At 65.1% G+C, this 25,705-nt stretch carries 26 protein-coding genes and 1 tRNA gene; 17 read left to right on the forward strand and 10 right to left on the reverse strand.

Going from position 1 to position 25,705, the window contains the following annotated elements:
• Nucleotides 1-36: 36 nt before the first annotated feature.
• The 4 genes from H8B02_RS14465 to H8B02_RS14480 form a co-directional block, all read right to left on the reverse strand.
• The gene (locus H8B02_RS14465) at nt 37-3,261 is read right to left on the reverse strand and encodes an efflux RND transporter permease subunit (protein ID WP_229166857.1); all 3,225 of its coding nucleotides are present in this window, start codon (nt 3,259-3,261) and stop codon (nt 37-39) included.
• Entirely contained in the window at nt 3,254-4,477 is a 1,224-nt protein-coding gene (locus H8B02_RS14470; protein WP_229166858.1) for an efflux RND transporter periplasmic adaptor subunit, read from the reverse strand. Before H8B02_RS14470 ends, H8B02_RS14465 begins: the two co-directional genes overlap by 8 nt.
• 113 nt (nt 4,478-4,590) lie before the next feature.
• Entirely contained in the window at nt 4,591-4,959 is a 369-nt protein-coding gene (locus H8B02_RS14475; RefSeq protein ID WP_229166859.1) for a hypothetical protein, read from the reverse strand.
• Between the two features lie 74 nt (nt 4,960-5,033).
• The gene (locus H8B02_RS14480) at nt 5,034-5,261 is read right to left on the reverse strand and encodes a hypothetical protein (RefSeq protein WP_229166860.1); all 228 of its coding nucleotides are present in this window, start codon (nt 5,259-5,261) and stop codon (nt 5,034-5,036) included.
• Nucleotides 5,262-5,355: 94 nt separating this feature from the next.
• Here H8B02_RS14480 and H8B02_RS14485 point away from each other — a divergent pair, with 94 nt between their 5' ends.
• The 4 genes from H8B02_RS14485 (at nt 5,356) to H8B02_RS14500 (ending at nt 9,763) form a co-directional block, all read left to right on the forward strand.
• A complete protein-coding gene (locus H8B02_RS14485) occupies nt 5,356-5,850 on the forward strand; it encodes an ArsI/CadI family heavy metal resistance metalloenzyme (RefSeq protein WP_173642412.1) in 495 nt (164 codons plus the stop codon).
• 146 nt (nt 5,851-5,996) lie between these two features.
• Complete coding sequence (locus H8B02_RS14490; RefSeq protein WP_229166861.1) at nt 5,997-6,515, forward strand: hypothetical protein; 519 nt, start codon at nt 5,997-5,999, stop codon at nt 6,513-6,515.
• 132 nt (nt 6,516-6,647) lie between these two features.
• Entirely contained in the window at nt 6,648-9,359 is a 2,712-nt protein-coding gene (locus H8B02_RS14495) for a bifunctional diguanylate cyclase/phosphodiesterase (protein ID WP_229166862.1), read from the forward strand.
• A gap of 107 nt (nt 9,360-9,466) precedes the next feature.
• Nucleotides 9,467-9,763: a septal ring lytic transglycosylase RlpA family protein gene (locus H8B02_RS14500; RefSeq protein ID WP_229166863.1), complete on the forward strand. Its 297-nt coding sequence runs from the start codon at nt 9,467-9,469 to the stop codon at nt 9,761-9,763.
• Nucleotides 9,764-9,782: 19 nt separating this feature from the next.
• Here the strand turns inward: H8B02_RS14500 and H8B02_RS14505 are convergent, their stop codons facing one another.
• Nucleotides 9,783-12,251: a PAS domain-containing hybrid sensor histidine kinase/response regulator gene (locus H8B02_RS14505; RefSeq protein ID WP_229166864.1), complete on the reverse strand. Its 2,469-nt coding sequence runs from the start codon at nt 12,249-12,251 to the stop codon at nt 9,783-9,785.
• A 91-nt stretch (nt 12,252-12,342) separates the two neighbouring features.
• A complete protein-coding gene (locus tag H8B02_RS14510; protein ID WP_229166865.1) occupies nt 12,343-13,137 on the reverse strand; it encodes a thermonuclease family protein in 795 nt (264 codons plus the stop codon).
• Between the two features lie 158 nt (nt 13,138-13,295).
• Between H8B02_RS14510 and H8B02_RS48060 the strand changes: the two genes are divergently transcribed.
• The 5 genes from H8B02_RS48060 (at nt 13,296) to H8B02_RS14530 (ending at nt 17,150) form a co-directional block, all read left to right on the forward strand.
• Nucleotides 13,296-13,424, forward strand: coding sequence for a hypothetical protein (locus tag H8B02_RS48060; protein WP_283842193.1), 129 nt, complete (start codon nt 13,296-13,298; stop codon nt 13,422-13,424).
• A gap of 53 nt (nt 13,425-13,477) precedes the next feature.
• Nucleotides 13,478-13,684, forward strand: a complete 207-nt coding sequence (locus H8B02_RS14515) for a hypothetical protein (protein ID WP_016840474.1) — start codon at nt 13,478-13,480, stop codon at nt 13,682-13,684.
• 163 nt (nt 13,685-13,847) lie between these two features.
• Nucleotides 13,848-15,863 (forward strand): acetyl-CoA carboxylase biotin carboxylase subunit, encoded by a 2,016-nt coding sequence (locus H8B02_RS14520; RefSeq protein WP_229166866.1) that lies wholly within the window; start codon nt 13,848-13,850, stop codon nt 15,861-15,863.
• Nucleotides 15,864-15,987: 124 nt separating this feature from the next.
• Nucleotides 15,988-16,854: an isocitrate lyase/PEP mutase family protein gene (locus tag H8B02_RS14525; RefSeq protein WP_229166867.1), complete on the forward strand. Its 867-nt coding sequence runs from the start codon at nt 15,988-15,990 to the stop codon at nt 16,852-16,854.
• A complete protein-coding gene (locus H8B02_RS14530; RefSeq protein ID WP_229166868.1) occupies nt 16,851-17,150 on the forward strand; it encodes an acylphosphatase in 300 nt (99 codons plus the stop codon). Before H8B02_RS14525 ends, H8B02_RS14530 begins: the two co-directional genes overlap by 4 nt.
• Before the next feature lie 7 nt (nt 17,151-17,157).
• Here the strand turns inward: H8B02_RS14530 and H8B02_RS14535 are convergent, their stop codons facing one another.
• A complete protein-coding gene (locus H8B02_RS14535) occupies nt 17,158-17,970 on the reverse strand; it encodes a class I SAM-dependent methyltransferase (RefSeq protein ID WP_229166869.1) in 813 nt (270 codons plus the stop codon).
• Nucleotides 17,971-18,210: 240 nt separating this feature from the next.
• Between H8B02_RS14535 and H8B02_RS14540 the strand changes: the two genes are divergently transcribed.
• Genes H8B02_RS14540 through H8B02_RS14555 form a run of 4 tightly spaced genes read left to right on the forward strand, consistent with a single transcriptional unit; the run spans nt 18,211 to nt 21,329 of the window.
• A complete protein-coding gene (locus H8B02_RS14540; protein ID WP_229166870.1) occupies nt 18,211-18,768 on the forward strand; it encodes a GbsR/MarR family transcriptional regulator in 558 nt (185 codons plus the stop codon).
• Between the two features lie 26 nt (nt 18,769-18,794).
• Nucleotides 18,795-19,460 (forward strand): DUF4166 domain-containing protein, encoded by a 666-nt coding sequence (locus H8B02_RS14545; RefSeq protein WP_229166871.1) that lies wholly within the window; start codon nt 18,795-18,797, stop codon nt 19,458-19,460.
• Nucleotides 19,457-20,893 (forward strand): TIGR01777 family oxidoreductase, encoded by a 1,437-nt coding sequence (locus H8B02_RS14550; RefSeq protein ID WP_229166872.1) that lies wholly within the window; start codon nt 19,457-19,459, stop codon nt 20,891-20,893. The genes H8B02_RS14545 and H8B02_RS14550 overlap by 4 nt, the downstream gene beginning before the upstream one ends.
• A gap of 10 nt (nt 20,894-20,903) precedes the next feature.
• Nucleotides 20,904-21,329: a hypothetical protein gene (locus H8B02_RS14555; protein WP_229166873.1), complete on the forward strand. Its 426-nt coding sequence runs from the start codon at nt 20,904-20,906 to the stop codon at nt 21,327-21,329.
• 21 nt (nt 21,330-21,350) lie between these two features.
• Here the strand turns inward: H8B02_RS14555 and H8B02_RS14560 are convergent, their stop codons facing one another.
• Nucleotides 21,351-22,208 (reverse strand): LysR family transcriptional regulator, encoded by an 858-nt coding sequence (locus tag H8B02_RS14560; RefSeq protein WP_229166874.1) that lies wholly within the window; start codon nt 22,206-22,208, stop codon nt 21,351-21,353.
• A gap of 115 nt (nt 22,209-22,323) precedes the next feature.
• On the opposite strand from H8B02_RS14560, the gene H8B02_RS14565 reads away from it, so the two are divergent.
• Nucleotides 22,324-22,749 carry a tautomerase family protein gene (locus H8B02_RS14565; protein ID WP_028336448.1) on the forward strand — a complete coding sequence of 142 codons (426 nt, stop codon included), beginning with the start codon at nt 22,324-22,326 and terminating at the stop codon, nt 22,747-22,749.
• Nucleotides 22,750-22,752: 3 nt separating this feature from the next.
• Here H8B02_RS14565 and lipB read toward each other — a convergent pair whose 3' ends face one another.
• Nucleotides 22,753-23,481, reverse strand: coding sequence for a lipoyl(octanoyl) transferase LipB (lipB, locus tag H8B02_RS14570; protein WP_229166875.1), 729 nt, complete (start codon nt 23,479-23,481; stop codon nt 22,753-22,755).
• Nucleotides 23,482-23,541: 60 nt separating this feature from the next.
• On the opposite strand from lipB, the gene H8B02_RS14575 reads away from it, so the two are divergent.
• The 3 genes from H8B02_RS14575 to H8B02_RS14585 all read left to right on the forward strand — a co-directional run bounded on the left by H8B02_RS14575 (nt 23,542) and on the right by H8B02_RS14585 (nt 24,585).
• On the forward strand, nt 23,542-23,787 hold the full coding sequence (locus H8B02_RS14575; RefSeq protein WP_021080574.1) for a FliM/FliN family flagellar motor switch protein: 246 nt from the start codon (nt 23,542-23,544) through the stop codon (nt 23,785-23,787).
• Nucleotides 23,788-23,879: 92 nt separating this feature from the next.
• Nucleotides 23,880-23,964 (forward strand) — tRNA-Leu (locus tag H8B02_RS14580).
• A 246-nt stretch (nt 23,965-24,210) separates the two neighbouring features.
• Nucleotides 24,211-24,585: a hypothetical protein gene (locus H8B02_RS14585; RefSeq protein WP_229166876.1), complete on the forward strand. Its 375-nt coding sequence runs from the start codon at nt 24,211-24,213 to the stop codon at nt 24,583-24,585.
• 18 nt (nt 24,586-24,603) lie between these two features.
• Here the strand turns inward: H8B02_RS14585 and H8B02_RS14590 are convergent.
• Nucleotides 24,604-25,552, reverse strand: a protein-coding gene (locus H8B02_RS14590; protein WP_229166877.1) for an IS630 family transposase whose coding sequence is annotated in 2 segments (ribosomal slippage) — nt 24,604-25,215 and nt 25,217-25,552 — 948 coding nt in all. Because the reading frame shifts where the segments join, the coding sequence is not laid out codon by codon here.
• Nucleotides 25,553-25,705 lie beyond the last annotated feature (153 nt).

Genomic DNA, 25,705 nt, shown 5'->3' on the forward strand with positions numbered 1-25,705 from the left:
GCCGGATTTTTCTTGGCACGGCCGGTCAGCAGGCCGTCATTCCGCGGGCTGAACCGCGGTTCTCTCATTCCCCGCAGCGCTGCCGGCATGCCCGTACCGTGCATAGAGCGCGGGCAGGACGGCAAGCGTCAGCAGGGTCGCGCTGATCAGGCCGCCGATCACGACGGTGGCGAGCGGCTTCTGCACCTCGGCGCCGGTGCCGGTGGCGAACGCCATCGGCACGAAACCGAGCGAGGCGACCAGCGCAGTCATCACCACGGGCCGGAAGCGGGTGAGGGCACCCTGCTCGATGGCCTCCCGCATCGGCACGCCGCGCTCGCGCAATTGGCTGACGAAGCTCAGCATCACGAGTCCGTTCAGCACCGCAACGCCGGACAGCGCGATGAAGCCGACTGCCGCCGAGATCGAGAACGGCATGCCGCGCAGCCACAGCGCCGCGACGCCGCCGGTGAGTGCCAGCGGCACCGCGCTGAACACCAGCAGCGCATCGCGCGCCGAGCCCATCGCCGCCAGCAGCAACAGGAAGATCATCGCAAAACAGGCCGGGACCACGACGGCAAGGCGCCGACGCGCCGCGGCGAGATTTTCCGATTGGCCGCCCCAGGTCATCCAGTAGCCGGGCGGCAGTTGCACCGATTGCGTGACCTTTGCTTGAGCCTCTTCGACCACCGAGCCGAGATCACGGCCGCGGGCGTTGGCCGTCACCACGATGCGGCGCTTGCCGTTCTCGCGGCTGATCTGGTTCGGTCCTTCGGTGAAGGAGAATTGCGCGACGCGGTTGAGCGGCAGACTCTGCACCGGCGAACTCGGCGTTGCCTTCGGCAAGGCGACCGGCAAATTGCTCAACGCCTCGAGATCGGAGCGGACGCTCTCCGGCAACCGCACCACGATGTCGAAGCTGCGATCGCCCTCGTAGACGACGCCAGCATCCTGGCCGCCGACCGCCGCACCGATCACGTCCTGGACCTCGGAGACGCTCAGGCCCCGCCGGGCGATCGCCGCCTTGTCGACCTTGATCTCGAGCACGGGCAGGCCGCCGGCCTGTTCGACCTTGACGTCGGTCGCGCCGCGCACGCCGCGCAGCGCTGCGGCGATCTGGTTGGCGGCCTTCTGCATCGGCTCGAACTCGTCGCCGAACACCTTGACCGCGATGTCACCGCGAACGCCGGCGAGCAGTTCGTTGAAGCGCATCTGGATCGGCTGGGTGAATTCATAGACGTTGCCCGGCAGCCGGCCGACCGCCTTCGAAATGTCTTCGATCAACTGCTCCTTGGTCAGCGACGGGTCCGGCCACTGCGCGCGCGGCTTCAGGATGATGAAGGTGTCGGACGCGTTCGGCGGCATCGGGTCGCTCGCCACCTCCGCGGTGCCGGTCTTGGAGAACACGAACGACACCTGCGGGAAGCGGCTGACGGCCTTCTCAACCGAGAGCTGCATCGCCTGCGACTGCGACAGCGCCGTGCTCGGAATTCTGAGCGCGTGCATGGCGATGTTCTTCTCGTCGAGCGAGGGGATGAACTCCTGGCCGAGCCGGAAGAACCCGAACAGGGCGGTCGCGAACAACACGACCGCCACGGCGATGACGGGCAGGGGCGTTGCAACCGCGCGCCGGAGCAGCGGGCTGTATCCGCGCTTCAATGCGGCAACGAGCCAGTTCTCTTTCTCCTGCACGCGGCCGGTGATGCCGATCGCGAGCAGCGCGGGAACCAGCATCAGCGACAGCACGAAGGCGGCAGCGAGCGCGAGGATCACGGTCAGTGCCATCGGCTCGAACATCTTGCCTTCGACGCCGGTGAAGGTGAGGAGCGGCACGTAGACCAGCAGGATGATGGCCTGGCCGTAGAGGCTCGGCTGCACCATTTCCACGGCGGATGCCCGCACCGTCGCCAGCCGTTCGTCGCGGGTCAGCACGCGGCCGAGCGCATGCTGCTTCTCGGCAAGATGACGCAGGCTGTTCTCGGTGATGATGACGGCGCCATCGACGATCAGGCCGAAATCCAGCGCACCGAGGCTCATCAGATTGGCGCTGATGCGGCCCTGCCACATGCCGATCGCGGTCATCAGCATCGCGATCGGGATCACCAGTGCCGTGATCAATGCCGCGCGGAAATTGCCGAGCAGCACGAACAGCACGGCGATCACGAGCAGCGCGCCTTCGCTGAGGTTGCGCGCCACCGTACCGATGGTAGCATCGACCAGCTGGGTACGATCGAGCACGGTCTCGACTGCGACGCCTGCCGGCAAGGATGGCGTGATCGCGCGCAGCTTGGCATCGACCGCGGCCGACACCGTGCGGCTGTTGGCGCCGATCAGCATCAGTGCGGTGCCGACCACGACTTCGCGGCCGTTCTCGCTGGCGCTGCCGGTGCGCGTCTCGCCGCCGATCGAGAGCGAGGCGAGGTCGCGAATCCGGACCGGGACGCCGCCGCGAGTGGTGACGACGACGGCGCCGAGCTCCTCGATGTTCTCGAGGCGACCGCCGGACCGCACCACGAATCCTTCGCCATTGCGCTCGATATAGCGCGCCCCGCGGCTGACATTGTTGCTCTCGATCGCCTTGGCGACGTCGGCAAAGGTGAGGCCGAGCGCGATCAGCTTCGCCGCATCGGGTTGGACCTGGTACTGCTTGAGATAGCCGCCGATCGAATCGACGCCGGCAACACCCTGCACCATCTTGATCTGCGGCTTGATGATCCAGTCCTGCACCGAGCGCAGATAGGCGTCCTTTTCGACCTCGCTTTGCAGCACCTGGCCGTCCGCCGTGAGGAAGCGGCCGTCGCTCTGCAGGCCCGGCGCGCCGTCGCTCTGCACCTTATGGCCGGAGTAGTGGACGGTCCACATGTAGATTTCGCCAAGACCGGTCGTGGTCGGGCCAATGCGCGGCTCGATGCCTTGCGGCAAGCGCGCGCGAACTTCGGTCAGGCGCTCGCCAACCTGCTGGCGGGCGAAATAGATGTCGGTGGCTTCGCTGAACACCGCGGTGATCTGCGAGAAGCCGTTACGCGAGAGCGACCGCGTGCTCTCCAGCCCCGGCGCGCCCGCCAGCGCGGTCTCGATCGGGAAGGTGATCTGCTTCTCGATTTCCGCCGGCGACAGCGCCGGAGCGACGGTGTTGATCTGGACCTGCTTGTTGGTGATGTCGGGCACTGCGTCGATCGGCAGCTTCGTCAATGCGAGGCCGCCGAGGAACATCAGGACCGCCGCCAGTGTGACGACCACCCAGCGCCGCTGGATCGCAAGACCGATGATGCGCTCAATCATGGCCGTGCTCCGCTTCGTCCTTCTCGACCTCGGCCTTCAACGTGAAGGTGTTCTGCACCGCGATGGTCTCGCCGGCGGCAAGACCCGCGACGATCTCGATGTCGTCATCGTCCTCGCGGCCGGTCCGCACCGACCTCGCCTCGAAGCCGTCGGCATCACGCACGAATACGGTCGGCGTCCCCTTGATGGTCTGAATGGCCTTCTTCGAGATCATCACGGTCGATGGCGCGCCTGACAGCGGCACCTCCGCGGTCACGAAGGTGCCCGGTTTCCAGCGGTGATCCTTGTTGGGCATGGTCGCGATCACGCGGGCATTGCGGGTCTCGCGGTCGAGCAGGGGGCTGACGAAGATCACGCCGGCACTGGCTTCATCCTCGGTGCCAATGGCGCGGATCTTGACCGACACGCCTTCGCGAACGGCACTGATGTCCTCAGGCGAAACCGCCAGATCGACCCAGATGTCGTCGAGATTGACGATGACGTAGAGCTCGCTTTCCTGACCTTCGCGCCCGATCAGTCCGCCGAGATCGACACGCCGTTCGGACACCCGGCCGCTGATCGGCGCGCGCAGGAACTGCGTCCGCAGGCTTTCGGGCGGCTGGTTGGGCAGATCGGTGATCTCGCTTTCCGACAGGCCGAGCGCAAACAGCTTCTGCCGCGCGCCGTCGAGCTTGATCTGGGCGTCGTTCGCGGTCAGCCGCGTGCGCAGGAACTCGTTTTCCGAGACGATGCGGGTCTCGACCAGCGTCTTCTGTCGCGCGTAGAGCGTCTGCTGCAGGTCGTTGGTGAGCCGCGCGGCGAGGTATTCGCTCTTGGCGTCGGCCACCTCGCGGCTTTCGATCGCAGCGACAATCTCGCCTTTCTCGACCACGTCGCCGAGACGCTTGCGCAGTTCCGTGACCGTCGCGAGCACGCGCACCGAGACGCGACCGATATGGTCGGCGTCGGGGATCAGCGATCCCGGCGCGAGGAAATGCCGCTTCAGCATGCCGCCGCTGGCTTGCGCGAACGTGATGCCGGCTTCGCGAACCTGGTCTTCGCTCAGCTCGATATGCCCGGGAGCCTCATGCTTGGCCTCGGTCTTCTCCGGACCAGCGGACGCGGCCTCCTGCGTCGTGGCCGCGAATTTGACCGGCCAGCCGATCCCTCCAGCCGCCAGGAAGACCAACGCAATGCCGGCGGTCACGCCGGCGAAAAATAGAACAACCCGTTTCATATACGCCTCTCCGCAGCGCATGCCGTAGGCCCTGCGCTGTTGCGACATCAATCTGTGCGGAAACGTGCGCGCTGCCCAATGGCAGCGGCACACGGCCGGTCATATCGACCGGATCAGGCGCGGGGTGGTTTGAAAGGAGAAAGGCGATCAGCCGACGCGGGCAGCTCAACGCTGCCGTCGCCATAGCTATGCGACGCATAGGCGATGGGGAACGCGGTCTCCTGCGGAGCGACCGAGACGACGTGCGTCAGGCAGTGATCACCATGCAGTGAGGCCGGATGCACGGGAGCCTTACCGCCGGTGTCGTTGATCGACTGAGCGATCGAGAAGCCGGGAGCTGCATCGTCATCGCCGTCGAAGGCCCAGCCGTGGAAGAACGACAGCACCAGCGCAAGCGAAATCAGCCCCGCAAGCAGGCTGCGCCAGCGGCGCGATCCTGTTGCATGAGCGGAATTCTGAATCATGGTGCGCGAAGCGTCCATGGGCCCTAATTAGCGCCGCGACCGCGCGCATTCAAGTTCGACGCTGCGACAGAATTGCCGCGGATACTATAACGTTACACGTTCTCAGCGGTTCGGCGCATCAGCCAGCGGCGCGCTGCGACGACGGCCCAGATCGCTTCGACCAGCCCGAACGGCCAAGCGCCCTGGAGGAAACCGTAGGCCGAGCCGAGCGCGCAGGAGACCGCGAAAGCCAGGATGAACCACGGGCTGCGATCTTCGGCTGCGTAGCAGACGAGCATCATCGTCACGGCGAACAAACCGAACAGCGTGAGCGCATCCATTCCCCAGCAGGACTCCTGTTGTAACGCTGTTGATATCTGAGCACGCTTGGGCTGGAATATCCATCCAGCGTCGCCGCCCGAAAGGATTGCCCCCATGAAGCGCATGCATGTTCACGTCGCCGTCAAGGACATCCACCAATCGGTCGGCTTCTACTCGGCGTTGTTCGGCGCCGAACCGACGGTCGTGAAATCCGACTATGCCAAATGGATGCTCGACGATCCCCGCGTCAACTTCGCGATCTCGACCCGCGGCCGCGAGCCGGGGCTTGATCATCTCGGCATTCAGGTGGAGAGCGCCGAGGAGCTCGGCGAGGTCTATGGCCGGCTGCGCAAGGCGGGCGGCGAGGTGATCGAGCAGGGCCAGACGGTGTGCTGCTATGCCAAGTCCGAGAAGTCGTGGATCGACGATCCCGCGGGGATCGCGTGGGAGACCTTCCATACGACCGGCGAAAGCATCGTCTACGGCGACGGCAGCGGCGAGCGGACCGCGCGCGTCGCGCACGAGAAGCTGGACGGGCAGCAGAGCGCCTGTTGTGCGCCACAGCCCCAGGCCGCGCCGCCCGAGGCTTCGGCCTGCTGCAGATCGTGAGCTCGGGGCGGTCGCGCATACCGACGCCAGGATGTCGCCAGGCAGTCGTCATGCCGCGCAGCCGGCTACCGTTGTAAGCAAAAGCTTAATGCCTGCGACATATTATCTCAGCGACTACTCCCCTCCGTGCTAACAGCCCCTTAACCATGCGGCTTTTGCCAATCAAGGATCCTGAGCGGTCCTGGCGTCATATCAAGGCACAATGGAAGAAGGACGCTGAAGGCGTCGGAGAGGCTTTTGCCACCTTTGGCGGCATCGGCGCGTTTGAAGCGCTGACCGCCAGGGAAGGTGACAGTCAGGGACTGTATCACCTGACCGACGGCGAACGGGTCCACGCGGTCTGCCAGGTCAGGCGTCTCCTGATGAGCCGATATACGTCGCCGGCTCTCAGCGCGCGTTTCATCAATGTGTCTCCGATTTATGATCTCGGCCTCGCCGATGTCGGCGATTACGCGCAGATGCTGGTGGCGCTGTTCTCCGGCGTCGTCTGGCTGTCGCGTGATGCGCTGGCGGCCAGTCACATCCGTTTTCTCCTCAAGAGTCCTGGCGACTCGCAATTCTTCGCTGCGCTCAAGGCCGCGACGCCGTTCTCTCCATTCTCGAAATTCAGCATTGAGGGCGCACTGATCGAGTGCAGCCTGAAGGAGGCGACCGGGGTCGCCTGAGGCGGTCGCGTCCTGAGGATGCCCGTGCTGATCGGGCTCAGCTACTCATCCGCCTTAACAGTCCGATAACTGATTTTCCTAACGAGCCCTTGGGTTGTGCTCCCGTAGAAGGGCACCCGCAGGGGCAGGAAAATGTCGGTTGTATCAACGAACAGCGTGAAGCCGGAGCACCGGCGGCTGTCGATCAAGGGTGTGCTGCGCGCCGCCAGGATGGGTGCCATTCAGTGGCTCGTCCTGAGCGCCGCGCTGCTGGTGCTCGCCATCACGGTTGGCACCGGCTATCTCGCGCTGCAGTTTCGCGAGCGCGCGCTGGAGATGTCCGAACGCGAGCTCAACAACACCGCGCTGCTGCTGTCGCGGCATTTCGATCAGCAGCTCAGCGACCTCCAGCATGTCCACGACGACATCGTGAACTATCTGCGGTCGGAGCAGGTCGAGACCGCCGATCAGTTCGAAAAGAACATGTCGCTTTTGAGCGCGCACGAGATGCTGCGCACGCGGCTGGCCGCGCTGCCGCATGTCGGCGGGCTCAATTTGTTCAATGCCAAGGGATGGCTGATCAACTCGTCCGAGATGTGGCCGGTGCCCGACGTCAGCATTGCCGAACGGCGCTATTTCCAGGAGTTCACCTCGGGACGGCCGACGTCGCCGGTGATCGTCGAACCTGCGATGAGCAAGGTGACCGGCAACTGGACCACGATCTTTGCGCGCAAGATCACCGGCCGTAACGGCGAGATCATCGGGTTCGCGAGCCGCGGCGTCGAGCCCAGCCATTTCGAGGATTTTGTGGCCTCGCTGGCGCTGGACGGCGACACCGTGATTTCGATGATCCATCGCGACGGCACCATCATCGCGCGCTATCCGCAGGATGCCGGCGTGATCGGCCGCAACATCATCAACCTGCCGGTATTCCAAAAGGTCATCAGCTTTGGCGGCAACACGTCGGGACGGTTCGTCGGCGCCTCGGGCGAGGAGAACGTCGGTGCGGTCAGATCGCTGTCGCATTTTCCGATCCTGATCCTCGCCACCACGAAGACATCGAGCGCGCTGGAGGACTGGCGCGCCCAGACCAAGCTGCAATTCTGCGCGGCCGTGTTGGCGGTACTGGTCATCAGCTTCGCGGTCTTCCTGATCGTCCGCCAGCTGCAGCGGCAGCACGATGCGGCGCAGCGCCGGCTGTCCGAAAAGAGCCAGCATCTCGACACCGCGATCAACACCATGACGCAGGGGCTCCTGCTGTTCGACGCCTCGGCGCGGCTCGTGATCTGCAACCAGCGATACATCGACATGTTCGGCCTGTCGCCCGATGTCGCCAGGCCCGGCTGCCATCTGCGCGATCTGATCCTGCATCGCCAGGCGCTCGGTTCATTCGTCGGCGATGTCGATGAATATTGTGCGCGGTTCACCAATCCCAGGGGGGACGAAATCCGGGATTCGGTGATCATGACGCCCGACGGCCGCAGCATCCGCCTGATCTACAAACGCGCACCTGACGGCGGCTGGGCTACCACGCTCGAGGACGTCACCGACGGGCGGCGTGCGCAGGCGCAGATCGAGTATCTCGCGCATTACGATGCCCTGACCGATCTGCCGAACCGGACGCTGTTCCAGCGTCACGCGGAAGAATTGTTGCGCGAGGCTACCGTCCGCGAATTCGCGATCCATTACATCGATATCGACGAGTTCAAGCGGATCAACGACACGCTGGGCCATCCGATCGGCGATGAATTCCTGAGGCGCGTGGCCGACAAGCTGCGCCAGTCGGTCGGATCGAACGACTTCATCGCGCGCCTCGGTGGCGACGAGTTCGCGATCGTCCAGCATGACATCATGTCGGACGACGACGTCAGCGATCTGGTCGCGCGCGTCTATCAGTCGCTGCGCACGCCGTTCGACTGCCACGGTCATCGGCTGTCGAGCGACGCCAGCATCGGCATTGCGATCGCCCCGCGTCACGGCTCCGACCTGTTCGGCCTGCTCAAATGCGCCGACCTCGCGATGTACGCGGCCAAGGCCGCCGGCCGCAGGACCCATCGCTTCTTCGATCCGGCGATGGAGAAGCAGGCCAATCTGCGCCGCGCGCTGGAGGCCGATCTGCGAAGTGCGTTGGCGGAGGACCGTTTCGAGTTGCACTATCAGCCGCTGGTCGACCTGCGCAGCGACGAGGTAACCGGCTGCGAGGCGCTGCTGCGCTGGCGGCATCCTGTACGCGGCATGATCTCCCCGGCGGAGTTCATACCGGTCGCCGAGGAGACCGGACTGATCGAGGAGATTGGGCAGTGGGTGTTGCGCACCGCCTGCATCGAGGCGGCGGGCTGGCCAGCGCATGTGCGCCTTGCGGTCAACGTCTCGCCGATCCAGTTCAAGTCGGAGACGCTGGCGCTGAAAGTTGCAAGCGCGCTCGCCGAGAGCGGGCTCGACCCGCGCAGGCTCGAGCTCGAGATCACCGAGGCGGTGCTGATCGCCGACGACGATGCGGCGCTTGTCACGCTCGGCCAACTGCGCGCGCTCGGTGTCCACATTGCGCTCGACGATTTCGGCACCGGCTACTCGTCGCTGCAATATCTGCAGCGCTTCCCGTTCGACAAGATCAAGATCGACCGCAGCTTCGTCAAGGAAGTGACCCGCAACAGCGGCTCGGCCTCGATCATCCGCGCAGTGGTCTCGATCGCCGCCGACCGCAACATGATCACGACCGCCGAGGGCGTCGAGACCGATCAGCAGCGCGACACCGTGCAGATGCTCGGTTGCACGCAGATGCAGGGCTATCTGTTCAGCAAGCCGGTTCCGGCGCAGGATCTCCGGACGCTGCTCTTGGCTGAAGGGGTCGAGGACGCTGCCTGAGCGGCCTTCCCTGAAAAGTTCCAAAAAATCGACCTGCCGACGTGTCGGGCGCGGAACCGAAACGGTGGAACCGCGTTCCATTGCGGGGCTCGACCGGCAGGCAATCAATGAAGACCGCAGTAACGTCCGCGGCCATGCTGCTGTTTACCTCATGCATGGCAAATGCGGAGAGTGGCCTTGCGTCCTATTATCACGGCATCGGCAGGAGTGGCGAGATGACCTGCGCGCATCGCAAGCGGCCATTCGGCAGCATGGTCACCGTGTTCTATCACGGCAAATCGATCCGGTGCCGGGTCAACGACCGCGGACCGTTCGTTCGCGGACGGATCATCGATGTCTCGACCACGGCGGCGCGCGCGCTCGGCATCCTTCAGCTCGGCGTCGCGCATGTGGTGATCGAGTAGCGCGCGGCCGGCGGCGGGATCAGGGTTTTGAGGCGGTCGCCCGCTGCTCGGCGATCGCCTTGCGGAGCGTGCGCGACAGCGCCTCGACCGAATAGGGTTTCTGGATCAGCTCGAAGCCGCTATGCGCATTCTCGGCGAGCACATTGCTGTAGCCGCTGGTCAGGACCACCGGCAGGCCGGGAAAGCGATCGCGGATCACGCCGGCGAGCTCGACGCCATTCATGCCGGGCATGATCACGTCGGAGAACACGAGGTCGGCGGCGAACTCGTTCTCGGAGAGAATCGATAGCGCGGCGTTGGCGTTCGCCGCGCGCTTGACCGAATAACCGAGATCCTCGAGCAGCTCGGTGGAGAACTGGCCGACATCGTCGTTGTCCTCGACCACGAGGACGCGATAGCCGCGGCCGATCGAGGCCTGCTCGATGCCGGCGCTGGCCGCGACCTTGGCGTCCGCCGGGCGCATCGCCTGCGGCAGATAGATGGTGAAGGTCGCGCCATGCCCCGGCGTGCTGGTCACCTCGATGTCGCCGTCGGATTGCTTGACGAAGCCGAAGGCTTGGCTCAGTCCGAGGCCGGTTCCCTTGCCGACCTCCTTGGTCGTGAAGAACGGTTCGAAGATCGCATCGAGATTCTCCGGCGAGATACCGGTGCCGGTATCCTGGATCGAGACCGTCACGAAATCGCCGCTGCGTGAGGCCTGGGCGCGCAGGGCAGGGATGTGCTTGACCTTCCTGACACCGATCGTCAGCTGGCCTTCGCCGTTCATGGCATCGCGGCCATTGACCGCGAGGTTGATCATCGCGGTCTCAAACTGGCCGATATCGGCGATCGCAAAGCAGTCGGGATCCTCGATCCGGACTTCGATGTGAATCCGCGCGCCGACCAGCGGGCGGATCAGCTGCACCACGCTATCGACCTGCGTCCCGACATTGAACACTTCGGGATTGAGCGGTTGCCTGCGCGCAAACGCCAGGAGCTGCGCGGTGAGCTTGGAGGCCCGCTCCACGGTCTCCGAGATCGCATCGATGTAGCGGCGTCGCCGCTCGTCCGGCAGCTCGCGGCGGCGCAGGAAGTCGGTCGCGGAGCGGATGATGGTGAGCAGATTGTTGAAGTCGTGCGCGACGCCGCCGGTGAGCTGGCCGACCGCTTCCATCTTCTGCGACTGCCGCAGGGCTTCCTCGCCAAGGCGCCGTTCGGTGATGTCGACAGCCTCCGGCACCGCGCCGACGATCGTGCCGTGCTGGTCCTGCAACGGGCGCATCGCGAAATCGAAATAGCGCTCGCCGATCGGCAGGTGTAGCCGCAGCTCGATCTTAACTTCCTCGCCCCGCATCGCGGTCGCAAAGGCATTCTGGATCACGCGCGGCACGCCGCCGGTCGCAGTGAACCAGGGCGTGTCCCAGAACGGCTTGCCGACGACGTCGGCGGCGTCGGCGCGGATGCCGGCCAGCGCGGTCTGGTTGGTGTAGAGCAGGTCGCCATCCCGGTTGAGCAGCATCTGATATTGATGGCTGGTTTCCAGGATCGCGCGCGTCTGCGCTTCGCGGGATTCGAGCTGCGCGGTGCGCTCCAGGATGCGCCGCTCCAGCGACTCGTTGAGCTTGCGCAGCTCGATCTCGGCTTCCTTGGCCGCCGTGATGTCGTGGGCGACGCCGATGAAGCCGATATGCTTGCCGTTCGGGTCCCAGCGCGGTTGCGATTCCGAGCGCAGCCAGCGCCAATCGCCCGCGGCATTCCGGTAGCGTGCCTCGAGCACGAACGGCTTGAGCGACAATTCGCCGGTGATCTGCTCCTGCAGGATGTTCGGCAGATCATCCGGATGCAGCGCCTTGCGCCAGTCGAACACGACCGCTTCCTCGAACGGAAGGCCGAGGAAATCCAGATACGCCTGGTTGGCGAAGGAGCGGGTGCGGTCAAGCTTGGTCACCCAGATCGGCACCGGCGCGCTGTCGGCGATGAGGCGGAAGCGCTCCTCGCTCTCGCGCAGGGTTTCCTGCGCCAGCATCTGATCGGTGACGTCGAGATCGGCGCCGACCAGCCGCAGCGCACGGCCGCTGCGGTCTCGGTCGATCTTGGCGACGACGCGGATCCAGCGGCTCTCGCCGTCGTTCGGGCGGATGATGCGGTACTCGGCGGTGTAATCCTCGCCGCCGGCCTTGAGCACGCCGAACAGGTGGCTGATGGTTCGTTCGCGATCGTCGGGGTGGATGCGCGCGACCCAGTTCTCATAGGTCTCGTTGACCTCCTCGGGCGGCAGGCCGTGCACCAGCAGATATTCGGGAGAGCGGCGGTTGCGCACGCCGTCGCGGAAATCGATCTCGAGCCCGCCGACCCGCGCGATACGCTGGATCCGCGCCAGCTCGGCCTCGCGCTCCTGAAGCTCGCGATGGGCGCGGTCGCGTTCGCGCGCGATCTCCTCAAGGTGCTGCCGCAGCCGTTCGGCTGCCGCAGCTTCGGGAAGCACATCAGCGGGATCGGGTGGGGTCATACGCGCCGGCAACCTCTCGGCGCAGTTTCACACAGGACGAGGCGGCTTTTCCAGCGTGATTTGCGGCGATCACTTGCCCGTCACTTGCCCCTCATTTGCCTTTGGGCGGGCGGCAATTATAGGCCCTGCGGAACCCGGCGGCCTGCGCATCCTCTTCGGAGCAGAACCAGCGATCCGGATTGCCGAGGCCCGGGTAACTGCGGCACGCCTGCAGGTGATAGATGCCGACATTGCCGGTGACGCGGGCGCGCACGGCGTACTTGCCCTTGATGTTGCAGCTCGCCGGCATCGGCAGGTCGTCGGGGAAGAGCGCATTGCGGATCTGCGTGTCACGGCCGGCCGGGCACGCGTTGCCGAGCAGGGCGCCGTCCTTCTTGCCGAGACGAAAATCGCGCGGCGCCACGAAGCAGCCCTTCCACAGCCCCGCACGATTGTCCGTGGCGGTGGCTTGATCCGGCTTGAATCGGCCAGTGGCCGATGTCTCGACGTTGAGGGCGTAGCCCTTCTGCACCATCACCTGGCTGAGGCTGGTCGGGTCGCCCTCGAGCTTGCAGACGCCGAGGCGGCGCTTCTTGAAGGTCGGATCGACGCCGATATCGTCGCAATGAATCGGCTTGCCGCCGATCAGTCTGGTCAGCTGGTCGCGCGCTTCAATCCCGCAGGTCCAGACGTCGGCGTGCTCGTCGATGCAGAGCTGGTCGGCCGCCGGCGCGTCGATGCCGTCGAGCCGATAGACCGTGTTGCCGAGCTGAACGGTGCCGGCGTCCTTGACGATAGCCGTGGAGGGGCCACCGGTCGCAGACGGGGCAGCCGTCGCGGACAGGACAGGGCTCGCGGACAGGCATGTCAGGAGAAGCGTCGTGATGACCGGATTCCGAAACCGCATTTTCTCACTTCAGATCTTTGGCGGGCAGCCGAACTTCTAGCACAGGCAGGTACGATCCAACCAAGGACTGTTCGCACGCGATGCGTGCGCGCCGTCACATCCCGATCGGCATTCCGCGACGTAGAACGGCCGGACATTGCTATCGATGGGATGCTGACATGGCCGAGTTCATCATCAAGCTCATTGGGGATGTCATCACCGACATCTGGACCCTGCAATGTCTCGCGCGCTGGCGGCGGAAGCGAGAGACGCCTCGGCCGACGGCTTCCGAGCAAAGATCCGATTGACTTCATGAGAACAAAATAGGAACATGATGTGCCACCTGAATCCCGGATGCCCCATGATGTCTGCACGGCCCGAATCTGATGACGATGACGGGCTGGAAGCGGCTGTCGATCAGGCCATTTCCGCGTGCGGCGGCAATTTGCGCGCGACCATCCGGGCGCTGATCGTGGCCAATGAATTCCTGGAGAATGAGGTCAGCGAGCTGATGAAGGCCGTCGCGAAGGCGCATTCGCGCGGCCGCTTCAAGACCTATTCGGGCTGAACGACCCCTCAGGCTACCGCCAAGGACTGGCCAGGCACCGGGCCGGGTCTGCATTAGACCGTTGCCTCCGGGACAATTTCCTGTACCACGGAGTGGTTACGCCCAATCGCCCGTGCCGGATTGCGCGGGGAGGAATCCTGCCCAAAGCCCAAGCAAGAAGAGCATGTTCAAACGAATCCTGATCGCCAACCGCGGCGAGATCGCCTGCCGGGTCATCAAGACTGCGCGCCGTATGGGGATTGAGACGGTTGCCGTCTACTCCGAGGCCGACCGCGACGCGCTGCATGTCGAGATGGCCGACGACGCCGTGTTGATCGGCCCGCCCGCCGCGGCCGAGAGCTATCTTCTGATCGACAAGATCGTCGACGCCTGCCGCAAGACCGGCGCGCAGGCCGTGCATCCCGGCTACGGCTTCCTGTCCGAGCGCGAGGCCTTTCCGCGCGCGCTGGAAGCCGCCGGCATCGTCTTCATCGGCCCGAACCCCGGCGCCATCGCCGCGATGGGCGACAAGATCGAATCCAAGAAAGCCGCTGCGAAGGCGAAAGTCTCGACCGTGCCCGGCCATCTCGGCGTCATCGAGGACGACAAGCACGCGGTCCAGATCGCCGACGAGATCGGCTACCCCGTGATGATCAAGGCCTCCGCCGGCGGCGGCGGCAAGGGCATGCGCATCGCGCATTCGAAGAGCGAAGTCGCCGAAGGCTTCAACCTCGCCAAGGCCGAGGCGAAGTCGTCGTTCGGCGACGACCGCGTCTTCATCGAGAAATTCATCGTCGATCCCAGGCACATCGAGATCCAGATCCTCGGCGACAAGCATGGCAACGTGATCTATCTCGGCGAGCGCGAGTGCTCGATCCAGCGCCGCAACCAGAAGGTCATCGAGGAAGCGCCGTCGCCGCTGCTCGACGAGCAGACCCGCCGCAAGATGGGCGAGCAGGCGGTCGCGCTGGCCAAGGCGGTGAATTACGATTCGGCCGGCACCGTGGAATTCGTCGCCGGCCAGGACAAGAGCTTCTACTTCCTGGAGATGAACACCCGTCTGCAGGTCGAGCATCCCGTCACCGAGCTGATCACCGGCATCGACCTCGTCGAGCAGATGATCCGCGTCGCCGCCAGCGAGAAGCTTGCACTCGCGCAGAAGGACGTCACGCTGACCGGCTGGGCGGTGGAGTCCCGCGTCTATGCCGAGGATCCGTTCCGCAACTTCCTGCCCTCGATCGGCCGGCTGGTGAAATACCGTCCGCCGGCCGAGGCCAGCCATGACGGCATCACGATCCGCAACGACACCGGTGTGCAGGAGGGCGGCGAGATCTCTATCCACTACGATCCGATGATCGCCAAGCTCGTCACCCATGCCCCGTCGCGCGCCGCGGCGATCGAGGCGCAGGCGACCGCGCTCGACGCCTTTTATGTCGACGGCATCAGGCATAACATTCCGTTCCTGTCGGCGTTGATGAACCATCCGCGCTGGCGCGAGGGCCGGCTCTCGACCGGCTTCATCGCGGAAGAGTTCCCCAAGGGATTCTCCGCGCGCGCCCCCGAGGGCGAGATCGCGCGGCGGCTCGCGGCCGTCGGTGCCGCGATCGATCACGTGCTGGGCGAGCGCAAGCGGCAGATTTCCGGCCAGATGGGCGGCCGCGTGGTGCAGCGCGAGCGCCGTCGCGCGGTGTGGCTCGATCGCGCCGAAATCGCGCTCGACGTCGCGCGCGAGGATGACGCCATCGCGGTGCGCTTCATCGGCGCCGACGGGCTGCCGGGCAATCCGCACAATCTGGTGTCGAGCTGGGCGCCGGGCGAGCCGGTGTGGCAGGGCACTATCGACGGCAATTTTGTCGCCGTGCAGGTGCGGGCGATCAACAACGGCTTCCGCCTCGCGCATCAAGGCTATGAGGTGCCGGTCTATGTCTTCACCGAGACCGAGGCGACCTCGGCGCGGCTGATGCCGGTGACCTCGGCCGCCGACACCGGCAAGAAGTTGCTGTGTCCGATGCCCGGGCTCGTGGTGTCGATCGCGGTGACCGAGGGCCAGGAGGTCAAGGCCGGCGAGACGCTGGCGGTGGTGGAAGCCATGAAGATGCAAAACGTGCTGCGCGCCGAGCGCGACGGCACAGTCAAGAAGATCCACGCCGCCGCCGGCGCCACGCTCGCGGTCGATGCGCTGATCCTGGAGTTCGCCTGAGTTTGTCATTCCGGGGCTCGCGAAGCGAGAACCCGGAATCTCGAGATTTTGGGTGCGCAATTGCGCACCTGAGGGTTCGATGCTTCGCATCGTCCCGGAATGACGTGAGTGAGGGGTGTCCCCCATGGCCTTCCGCAAGCGCCGCGAAGCACTGCGATCGATTCTGAGCGGATCAACCTGCATTCGCCCGGGCTCGGTCTATGACGCGACCTCGATCCGGATCGCGGAGGATCTCGGTTTCGAGCTCGGCATGTTCGGCGGCTCGGTGGCGTCGCTCGCCGTGCTCGGCGATCCTGATATTGCGCTGATCACGCTGACCGAATTCGTCGAGCAGGTACGCCGGATGTCGCGTGCGTCGAGCTTGCCTGTGCTTGTCGATGCCGATCACGGCTACGGCAATGCGCTCAACGTTCGCCGCACGGTCCAGGAGGTCGAAGCTGCCGGTGCCGCCGGCCTCACCATCGAGGATACGCTGCTGCCGCAGGCGTTCGGCCAGGCCAAGGCGCAGCTGATCTCGCTCGAGGAAGGCGTCGGCAAGATGAAGGCTGCGCTTGACGGCCGCAGCGATCCGTCGCTCGTCATCCTGGGCCGGACCGGCGCCGTCTCGATCACAGATCTCGACGACGCGATCGCACGCGCCAGGGCCTACGAGGCGGTCGGCGTCGATGGGCTGTTCTTCACCGGCATCAAGTCGCGCGGTGAGCTCGAGGCGCTCTCGGCCGCCACGACGCTGCCGATCGTGCTCGGCGGCGCGCCGGAGGAGATGACCGCGCTGGATTATCTGGCAAGCCAGCGCGTCAGGATCGCGCTGCAGGGCCACGCGCCGTTCGCGGCCGCAACCCAGGCCGTCTACGAGACACTGAAGGCGCTGCGCGAAGGCACCTCGCCGAAGAATCTGAAAGGCATCGTCTCGTCCGAACTGACCAGCCGCGTCATGCGCGAGGCGGAGACCAAGGCGCGTAGCGGCGAGTTCCTCGGCCTGAAGAAATGAGCGGTGTGATCCGCCATGTCACGGTCAGTGGCCGCGTCCAGGGCGTCGGCTATCGCGCCTGGGTCGACGAGCAGGCGACCTCACGCCGCCTCGAAGGCTGGGTCCGTAACCGCCGCGACGGCAGCGTCGAGGCGGTGTTCGCCGGCCCCGAGGCCGTCGTCGATGACATGATCGCGGCCTGCGGCCGCGGACCGTTCTCGGCGCGGGTCGATGCCGTGCACGCCGTATCAGGCAATTCCGATCTTCTGAACCTGCGACGGGCAGCGGAGCGGTTCTCGGTCCTGCCGACGGTATGACGCGCGGTCACGCAACAGCCGTGATCACCAGCGCCTGAATGCGGCCTTCGATCGCGCCCTTGCCGAAGCGCCGCGCGAGCGCCGATGCGGCGTGCTCGGTCGCAGCGTCGAGGCCGATCTCGCCACGCGCCTCGATCTCGCCGCGCAGCGGTGAGCCCTGGCAAAAACCGATCGCCGGATCGTGCGGCGCGTTCGCCCGGCTTTGCTCCCGGACGGTGTCGATCTCGATCTTGCTGAAGCCCGCGGCCAAAAGATCGGCCCGGATCGGGTCTGCCGCGTGGTGGCCATGGGGCGTGCGCGCCAGGAATCGCGGCGGATCGGCCGGGAAGACCTCTGCCAATGCCTGGGTCACCACGTCGGCAAACTCGTTCTCTTCGATGCGATCCCACATGCTGAACAGGAAACGGCCGCCCGGCTTCAGGACACGGCGAGCCTCCGAATAACCCTTGGGCTTGTCGGGGAAGAACATCGCGCCGAACTGGCAGGCGACGACATCGAAGCTCGCATTGTCGAACGGCAGGTTGAGCGCGTCGGCCTGCCGCCAGCTGATATCAGCCGCGTCCGGCATCCGCGATTTCGCCCGTTCGAGCATCGGTTCATTCAGGTCGGTCGCCACGATGCGGGTGTCACGGCCGAGCGCTGCCGACAGCGCGCGGGTCACGGCACCGGTGCCCGCGGCCGTCTCAAGCAGGTCGCGCGGGCCAATGGCCTTGGCGCGTTGTGCGAGATCGCGTGCGTAGGGTTCAAAAATCATCGGCACGAGGAGCCGGTCGTAAAGTTCTGGAATGGACCCAACGAACTCCTTGTCGGACGCGGGCATCGCAAGCTCCTTGTTGGCCGTGAAGCTGGCTCATTGTCGACAGCCCGCGATCCGGCCGAAAAATCGTCCACCCGGATCAGCTTGGACGAAGACGTCGGTCGCGACAAAGGAAAATTCGTCATCTGTGATGATCACCTTCGCTGGGGTCACGCAGGCGAGAGGGGCACGCTGCGTCGCGCGGCGTCCCTGGCGGCATCGATGACCCTTGACTTCCACTCCGAACAGTCTGATATTTCTGTCATGACAGAAATAACCGCCAAGAAAAAACTTCCCGCCGCCGTCGAGCGCTTCATCCTGCATTGGGGCGACATGGGCGACGAATGGGGCGTCAACCGCTCGGTCAGCCAGATCCACGGGCTGCTCTATCTCGCCGAAGCGCCGATGACCGCGGAAGACATCGCCGACACGCTCGGCATGGCGCGCTCCAACGTCTCCAACTCGATCAAGGAGTTGCTGTCCTGGGGGTTGATCCGGCGGGTCCCGATCCTTGGCGACCGTCGCGACCATTTCGAGGCCGAGACCGATATCTGGGAGGTTGCGGCGAAGATCGCGGCCGGACGCAAGGAGCGCGAGATCGATCCCGCGCTGGCGGCGCTGCGCGCTTGCGTCTCCGACGCGGCCGACGATCCCGCCATCAGTCCGCTCGCCAGCAAACGGCTGAAGGAGATGCTGACATTCACCGAGTTGGTCGACCGCTGGTACACGCAGATGCTGAGCGTGCCGCGGCCGCGCCTGGTCGCGTTGATCAAGCTCGGCGACAAGATCGTGAGTTTCCTGCCGACAGGCAGAGCCAAATAGGGGCGGCGGCGTAACGGGAGTGTGCGATGGCGTCAGCAAGGATATCCACCTTAAAGACAGCGCCGGCTTCCGATACGAAACTGTTCGACGATCATCGCTTTCGCGCGTTGCTGCCCGACGAGGATTGGGGCCGCCTGCCGGTTGCGATCTGGCGGCGCTTCTCGAAGCGGTTCGAGGACGGCAACACCGTCGTCTATGTCGGCGAGGTCGAGGAAGCCTCGATCAGCCGCGCCGGCTGGTGGCTCGCACAGGCCGCGCGGCTGATCGGCGGGCCGCTTCCGACCGGCACCGAGACCGGCGTGCCGATGATCGTCACCGTTACCGAGGACGCCGCGAGCGGCGGCCAGATCTGGACCCGCATCTGCGCGCGCCGCGACGGCTTCCCGCAGGTGATTCATTCCGCCAAGCGCTTTGCCGGGCCGACCGGGCTCGAGGAGTATGTCGGTTTCGGCGTCAGCATGGCGTTGCGGATCGCGGTCGAGCACGAGGCGCTGGTGTTTCATAGCGTCGGCTATTCGCTGCGGCTCGGGCCGTTTCGGATGCAATTGCCCGAATGGCTCACGCCTGGCGATCTCACCGTCACGCATTCCGATCTCGGCTGCGGTGACTTCCGCTTCACGCTGGAGATCATCCACCCGCGTTTTGGCCGGCTGATCCGTCAGTCTGCCGTGTTCAGGGAGGCCTCGTCATGACGCCGCTGCTGTGGACCTTGGTCGCCATCCAGATCGCGATGGGCGCGTTCGACACCTTCTATCACCACGAATTCACCGAGCGGCTGGCCCGGCGTCCCTCGCAGCGCCATGAGCTGCAGCTGCACAGCGTGCGCAACATGCTCTATGCGCTGCTCTTCCTCGTGCTCGGCTGGCTGGAGGTACACGGCATTCTCGCGATCGGCATCATGGCCGTGCTGGTCGTCGAGGTCGTGATCACGCTGATGGATTTCGTCGAGGAGGATCTGAGCCGAAAGCTGCCGCCGAGCGAGCGGATCAATCATACGCTGCTCGCGATCAACTACGGCGCCATCCTCGTGCTGCTGGTGCCGGTGCTGATCGGCTGGGCAATGCTGCCGACGGCTGTCGTGCCGGCCTATGCGGGCCTCCTAAGCCTGTTCGCAGCCGGCGCGGCCTTCGGCGCCGCGCTGTTCGGTGCGCGCGACTTTGCTGCGGCCAGGCGGCTGGGACGGATGGTCAGCGTGCCGGCCGCCACCTTGGTCGAGAAATTGCCGGCGCGGCAGACCGTGCTCATCACCGGTGCGACCGGTTTCGTCGGCAGCCGCCTGGCCGCAAGCCTCACCGCATCAGGCCATCAGGTGATTGCGCTGATCCGCAATCCGGCGAAGGCGGATCTGCTGCCGCCGCCGGTGACGCTGATCACGAGCCTCGACCAGTTGCCCGCTGACTCAGGGATCGACGCCATCGTCAATCTTGCGGGCGAGCCGATCGGCAACGGTCTTTGGACTGAAGCCAAGCGCCGCAAGATCGTCGCCTCGCGTGTCGAGATGACGGCCGAGGTCGTCAGGCTGATCGCGCGGCTCGAACGCAAGCCGTCGGTGCTGGTGAGCGGCTCCGCGATAGGTTGGTACGGTCTCTGGCAGGACCAGGTGCTGACGGAGTCGGCGAAATCCCACGCTTGCTTCAGTCATGAACTGTGCGAGGCCTGGGAGAATGCGGCCAAGCCCGCCGCCGATCATGGCGTGCGCGTGGCGTATTTGCGGATCGGTCTCGTGGTCGGCACCGACGGCGGTTTCATCACGCGGATGCTGACGCCATTCGAATTCGGTCTCGGCGGCCCGCTCGGCTCAGGCAAGCAGTGGATGTCATGGATCGAGCGCGACGATCTGGTGCGCCTGATCGCGCATGTGATCGCGAAGCCGGAGCTCTCAGGCCCGATCAACGCGACCGCGCCGATCCCGGTGACCAACACGAAATTCACCGAGGAGTTGGGACGCCGCCTGCACCGGCCCGCGATCTTCCGCGTGCCGGCCGCGCTGTTGCGGACCGTCGGCGGGGACTTCGCCAACGAGCTGCTGCTCGGCGGCCAGCGCGTGCTGCCGAACAAGGCGCTCAGCAACGGTTTTGTGTTCCGGCATGAGACCTTGCGCAGCGCGTTCGAGGCGATCTTGTGAGGAGGGCGAGATGTCTGATGACGGTTGCCGTGCATTTGGAGGTTGGCTCGCCGGATGCGGAGCCGCAACTGCGATTCTCTCCGGCGTTGTCCAGACCCTCTTGATGGTCGCATCCGGCGGCGACATCATGAGGCTGCTGGGAGGCGCCATCGCGCTTCTGCTTCCCACATTCCTGGTCCTCGTCGTCACATGTGTGCTGACCGCGATTCCCGCAGCGGTCGTGATCTGGCTGAGCGAGGAGCTCGAGATCCGATCCGCGGGGTTCTTCGCCGGTGCAGGTGCTGCGATCGGTGCGTTGAGCATCACGGTGCTGCTGCGGTCTCCAGCCGTCTGGACATCCGGACTTGTCTGTCTGTTCGCCGCCGCCGGATTTGTCGCAGGCCTGACCTACTGGTTTGTCGTGAGAGAGCTGGAAGCCGCCGAGCATTCCTCGTGATGCCGCAGAGCGGTGCCCGCGCTACGCTGCAGACGCCACACTCCGGAACGTCGCCGCCAGCGTCCGTAATGCCGCCAATTTCGCGGGATCGCTGACCTTCGAATGCAGCATCACCTTTGACGTACCGAGCCGCGGCAGCTTGTGGGTTGGTCCGATGTCGATCAAGCCGGGCGGCGCGATACGGCGGACGAGGGGGGCAACGGCAAGGCCTGCGAGCGCGGCAGCCACGACCGCGGTGACGCCGCCACCGACGAAGCTTTCGGTCCACGCGATGCCGGCCTTGTCGAGCGATCGCACGGCGAGGGCGCGCACCCCGCACGGCGGCGCCAGCGTAGCGAGCAGCAGCGCGTCGCCGCGCGGCCAGACGAAGCGCTTGGCAGCGAACCAGCCGAATTCGTCCTCGGTCAGTTTCTCGCCGCCACGCCGGCTGCCCTCCTGGCGCACGATCACGGCGTCAAGCTCGCCGGCATCGTAGGCGTCGAGCATCTCGCGCGAGAAGCCGATGGTGACGGCGAGCGCAAGCTGCGAGGCCATCGCGTGCAGCCGCTCCAATAGCGGCACCAGCTCCGGCCCCGCGGCGTGATCGCTGATCCCAAGCGTCAACTGCTGCTGCGCCGGTGTCTCGCCGGATAGCGCACGGTCATGCACCTCGATCAGCGCGCGGGCATGGTGCAGGAAAGCCGCGCCATCGGCGGTCAGCCGCACCGCGCGCGGCGAGCGTTCGACCAGCCGCTTGCCGAGCACGGTTTCCAGTCGCTGCAATTTCATGCTGATCGCCGCCTGCGTGGTGCCGAGCGCCTCGGCGGCACGGGTGAAGCCCTGCAGCTCGGCGACGAGGAGGAAGGCCTGCACGGTGTCGATATCGAGCGTCGCGGTCATGATCAGAAATCGTTATCATTGATATCCATATAGATAAGATACCAAGATGATGCGCAAAGGTCTAGTTGGAGGAGGCGCGATTGACCCGCGCCAACCGAATTCAAGGAGACCGATCATGCCGCTCATTACCGTCACCTATGCGACCTCCCGCGAGAGGCCATCGCTGAAGTCCGACATCGCCGCTGCAGTGTCGGACCTGACCGCAGGGATCCTGCACAAGGACCCCAAGGTCACGGCAATCATCGTAAAGTCCGCCGACGCCGCCGACTGGTTCGCCGGCGGCAAGTCGCTCGCCGAGCAGGGGCTCGCGAGCTACTGGCTCGACATTCACGTTACCGAAGGCACGAACACCAAGGACGAGAAGGCGGCCTATCTCGCGGCGCTGTTCAAGCGGATGGGTGAGCTGCTTGGGCCGCTCCACACCGAGAGCTACGCCCATGTCGACGAGGTGAAGGGCGACGCCTACGGCTTCGGCGGGCTGACCCAGGAGCGCCGCTACATCGCCGGCAAGCTCGAGGTCGCGCCGCAGAAGGCGGCGTGAGCCTTACACGGTTGCTTCCGGCAGGCGCGCTGCGGTGTCGCCGAACACCTCGGAAAATGCCTGCCGGAGCGCGATGTCGACATCCGCCATCGTGGCCGGCAGTCCGAGATCGACCAGCGAGGTGACGCCGTAGCGCGGATCGACCACGCCGCAGGGCACGATCGCCTGGAAGTGCGAGAGATCGGGCTCGACATTGATCGCGATGCCGTGGAACGAGACCCAGCGGCGCAGCCGCACGCCGATCGCGGCGATCTTGTCCTCATGGCCCAGCCCCTTGTCCGGGCGCCGCACCCAGACCCCGACGCGGTCCTCGCGGCGCTCGCCGCGGACGTTGAAGGCCGCGAGCGTGCGGATGATCCATTCCTCCAGCGAGGCGACATAGGCGCGCACGTCCGGCCGGCGCCGCTTGAGGTCGAGCATCACATACGCAACGCGCTGGCCCGGGCCGTGATAGGTGACCTGGCCGCCGCGGCCGCTCTGGAAGGTCGGAAAGCGCGGAGCCAGCAGGTCGTCGGCCTTGCCGCTGGTGCCGGAGGTGTAGAGCGGCGGATGCTCGAGCAGCCACACCAGTTCCGGCGTCGAGCCCTCGGCGATCGCCGCCACCCTTGCATCCATCTCGGCGAGAGAATCGGGGTAGGGCACAGGACCGTCCGAGATCCGCCATTCGACCGCTTCGCCGCCCGAAGGGCGCGCAAAGGTCGTCAAATCGAGGCTTTGGCGGTCGTTAACCATTAGCTAACCCTAACGTGGTCAGGTGAACCCACAATTTAGTTCCCGTTCGGTGGTTCAGAAGTGCCCACGCTTGATAAAGTCAGCGTAGATCTCATGGTGGTCCTCGGCACGACCACCATGCCGATTCACCAGGTCATGCGGCTGTCCCGCGGCGCCATCATCGAACTGGATGCCACCGAGGCCGACGAGGTCAAGATCCTCGCCAACAACCTGCCGGTAGCCAGCGGCGTCGTCCTGGTCGACCGCAACCGGATTGCGGTCGAGGTCAAGCAGATGCTGCCGAAATCTCCTGGCGTTCGCAGTTAATTCACGCATCAAGCGCCTTGTCCCTGCATCCGTGATTTGTTACATGGCCCCCTCGATGCGGCGGCGCCTTAGGGTTCCATCCGACATCCTTAGCGCTCGTGGCGGAATTGGTAGACGCGCTGCCTTGAGGTGGCAGTGGGTAACACCGTGGGGGTTCGAGTCCCTCCGAGCGCACCACACCTCAGCTGATCATTGAAATCGCTGGACTTTTCGAAGCATGCCGCTCCTTGGCCGTGCCGGCCCCGCACCCGGGGCCGGTCCGACGGGCGTTGGCGGCTGACGTGAGGCGCCGGTCGATGCGGTCCTGTAACACCGGTCAGGTAGATTCGCGGATGCATGGCCTTGCCGGTGTGGCGCTGCCGACCGAAGGCGGCCGCGTCTTCCTAACGCGCGGCCGCAAGCCTGCCCCACCCGGAGACCTCGATGATCTTTGCCAGCTACGCCTACCGTGTCCTCTCCAACTTCGTGTTCCTGGGACTGGTCTATTTCACGCTGAACCTGCTGGAGAAATACGAGCAGCGCGCGACGGTCGCGATCCTGGTCCTGGTCTATGCAACGATGCGTGCCCTTTCCGGCCTGCGCTCGTTCTATTTCTTCCAGCGGATCGAGCGCCTCGAGGGCGAGACGCGGCGGCTCGCCGCTGCGGCCGGCGAGGGGCCCAATGCCGTGGCCTCGCGCAAGCAGATCGTCGCCGATGTCACCGCGCTCAGGCATGCCGGCGAGATCAAATCCTATATCGACATCTTCTTCCTGGCGCTGGTGATCCTGCTCTGCGTCGCGAAGATCGTGGTCAGCTAGATCGCGCTCTAGAGCGTTTCACGTTTTGATAGAAGCGTATCCGGCGTTTTCGAAGTAGTTGCTGCATTCGTTAGGCTGGATGGTTGTGATGAGGCCGCCGACATGATGGCAAATGTCGTCGATGGTGCGCTTCTGGGCGGAACGCATCCAGTGCTTGATCTTGGCGAAGGTCTGTTCGATCGGATTGAGGTCTGGGGAGTACGGCGGCAGGTACCAGAGCCTGGCGCCGGCCGCTCTGATCAAGCTACGCAGGGCCGCCGACTTGTGGCTGCCGAGATTGTCCATGATGACGATGTCGCCAGGCTGGAGCTGCGGAACGAGAATCTGCTGAACATAGGCGCGGAAGCATTCGCCGTTGATTGGGCCGTCGAACAGGCAAGGTGCAGTGAGGCGGTCACAGCGCAAGGCGCCAAGGAATGTCAGCGTCCGCCAATGACCATGTGGCGTGAAGCTGCGTACGCGCTCGCCTTTTGGCCCCCATCCGCGCAGTGGGGCCATGTTGGTCTTGATCCAGGTCTCATCGATAAAGACCAGGTGTCGGGGATCGAGGTTGGCCTGCCATGAACGCCAGCGCTGGCGTCTACGCGCGATGTCGGAGCGAGCTCGCTCGAGGGCGAGCAGCGTTTTTTTTGAACCGCAGCCCTTCACGCCGTAGAAACAGCCAAACCGCATTGTGGGAGACCTTGATCCCGCGCGCGGCGAGCTCGTCCTTGAGGGCGTGAAGCGTCAAATGCGGCGTCTGACCGATCCGTTCCATGATGAAGGCGCGATGCGGCTCAAGTACGGGCTTGCGATGGCCGCCCATCTTGCCGGGCGCTACCGAGCCGGTCGCTCGATAACGCTGCGACCACTTGACAACTGACGACACCGCAATCCCAAACCGCAATGCCACTGAGCGGCAGCTCTCACCCTTCGCAACTGCCGCAACCGCCCGCTTACGCAGATCATCGGAAATTGGTCGGACCATCGGATGCTGGCCTCCAGCCCAGCCAGCATCTTGAATCACATTCGTCCGAAATCGGGAATCCCTCCCGATTCAATCAAGCCGTGAACCGCTCTAGTCAGGCACGCGCTTGCTGGCCGCCGAGGCCTCGGCGCGCGGGGTGCGCTTGGCGACGTG

The organism is Bradyrhizobium altum (assembly GCF_020889705.1).
GTDB lineage: Bacteria > Pseudomonadota > Alphaproteobacteria > Rhizobiales > Xanthobacteraceae > Bradyrhizobium > Bradyrhizobium altum.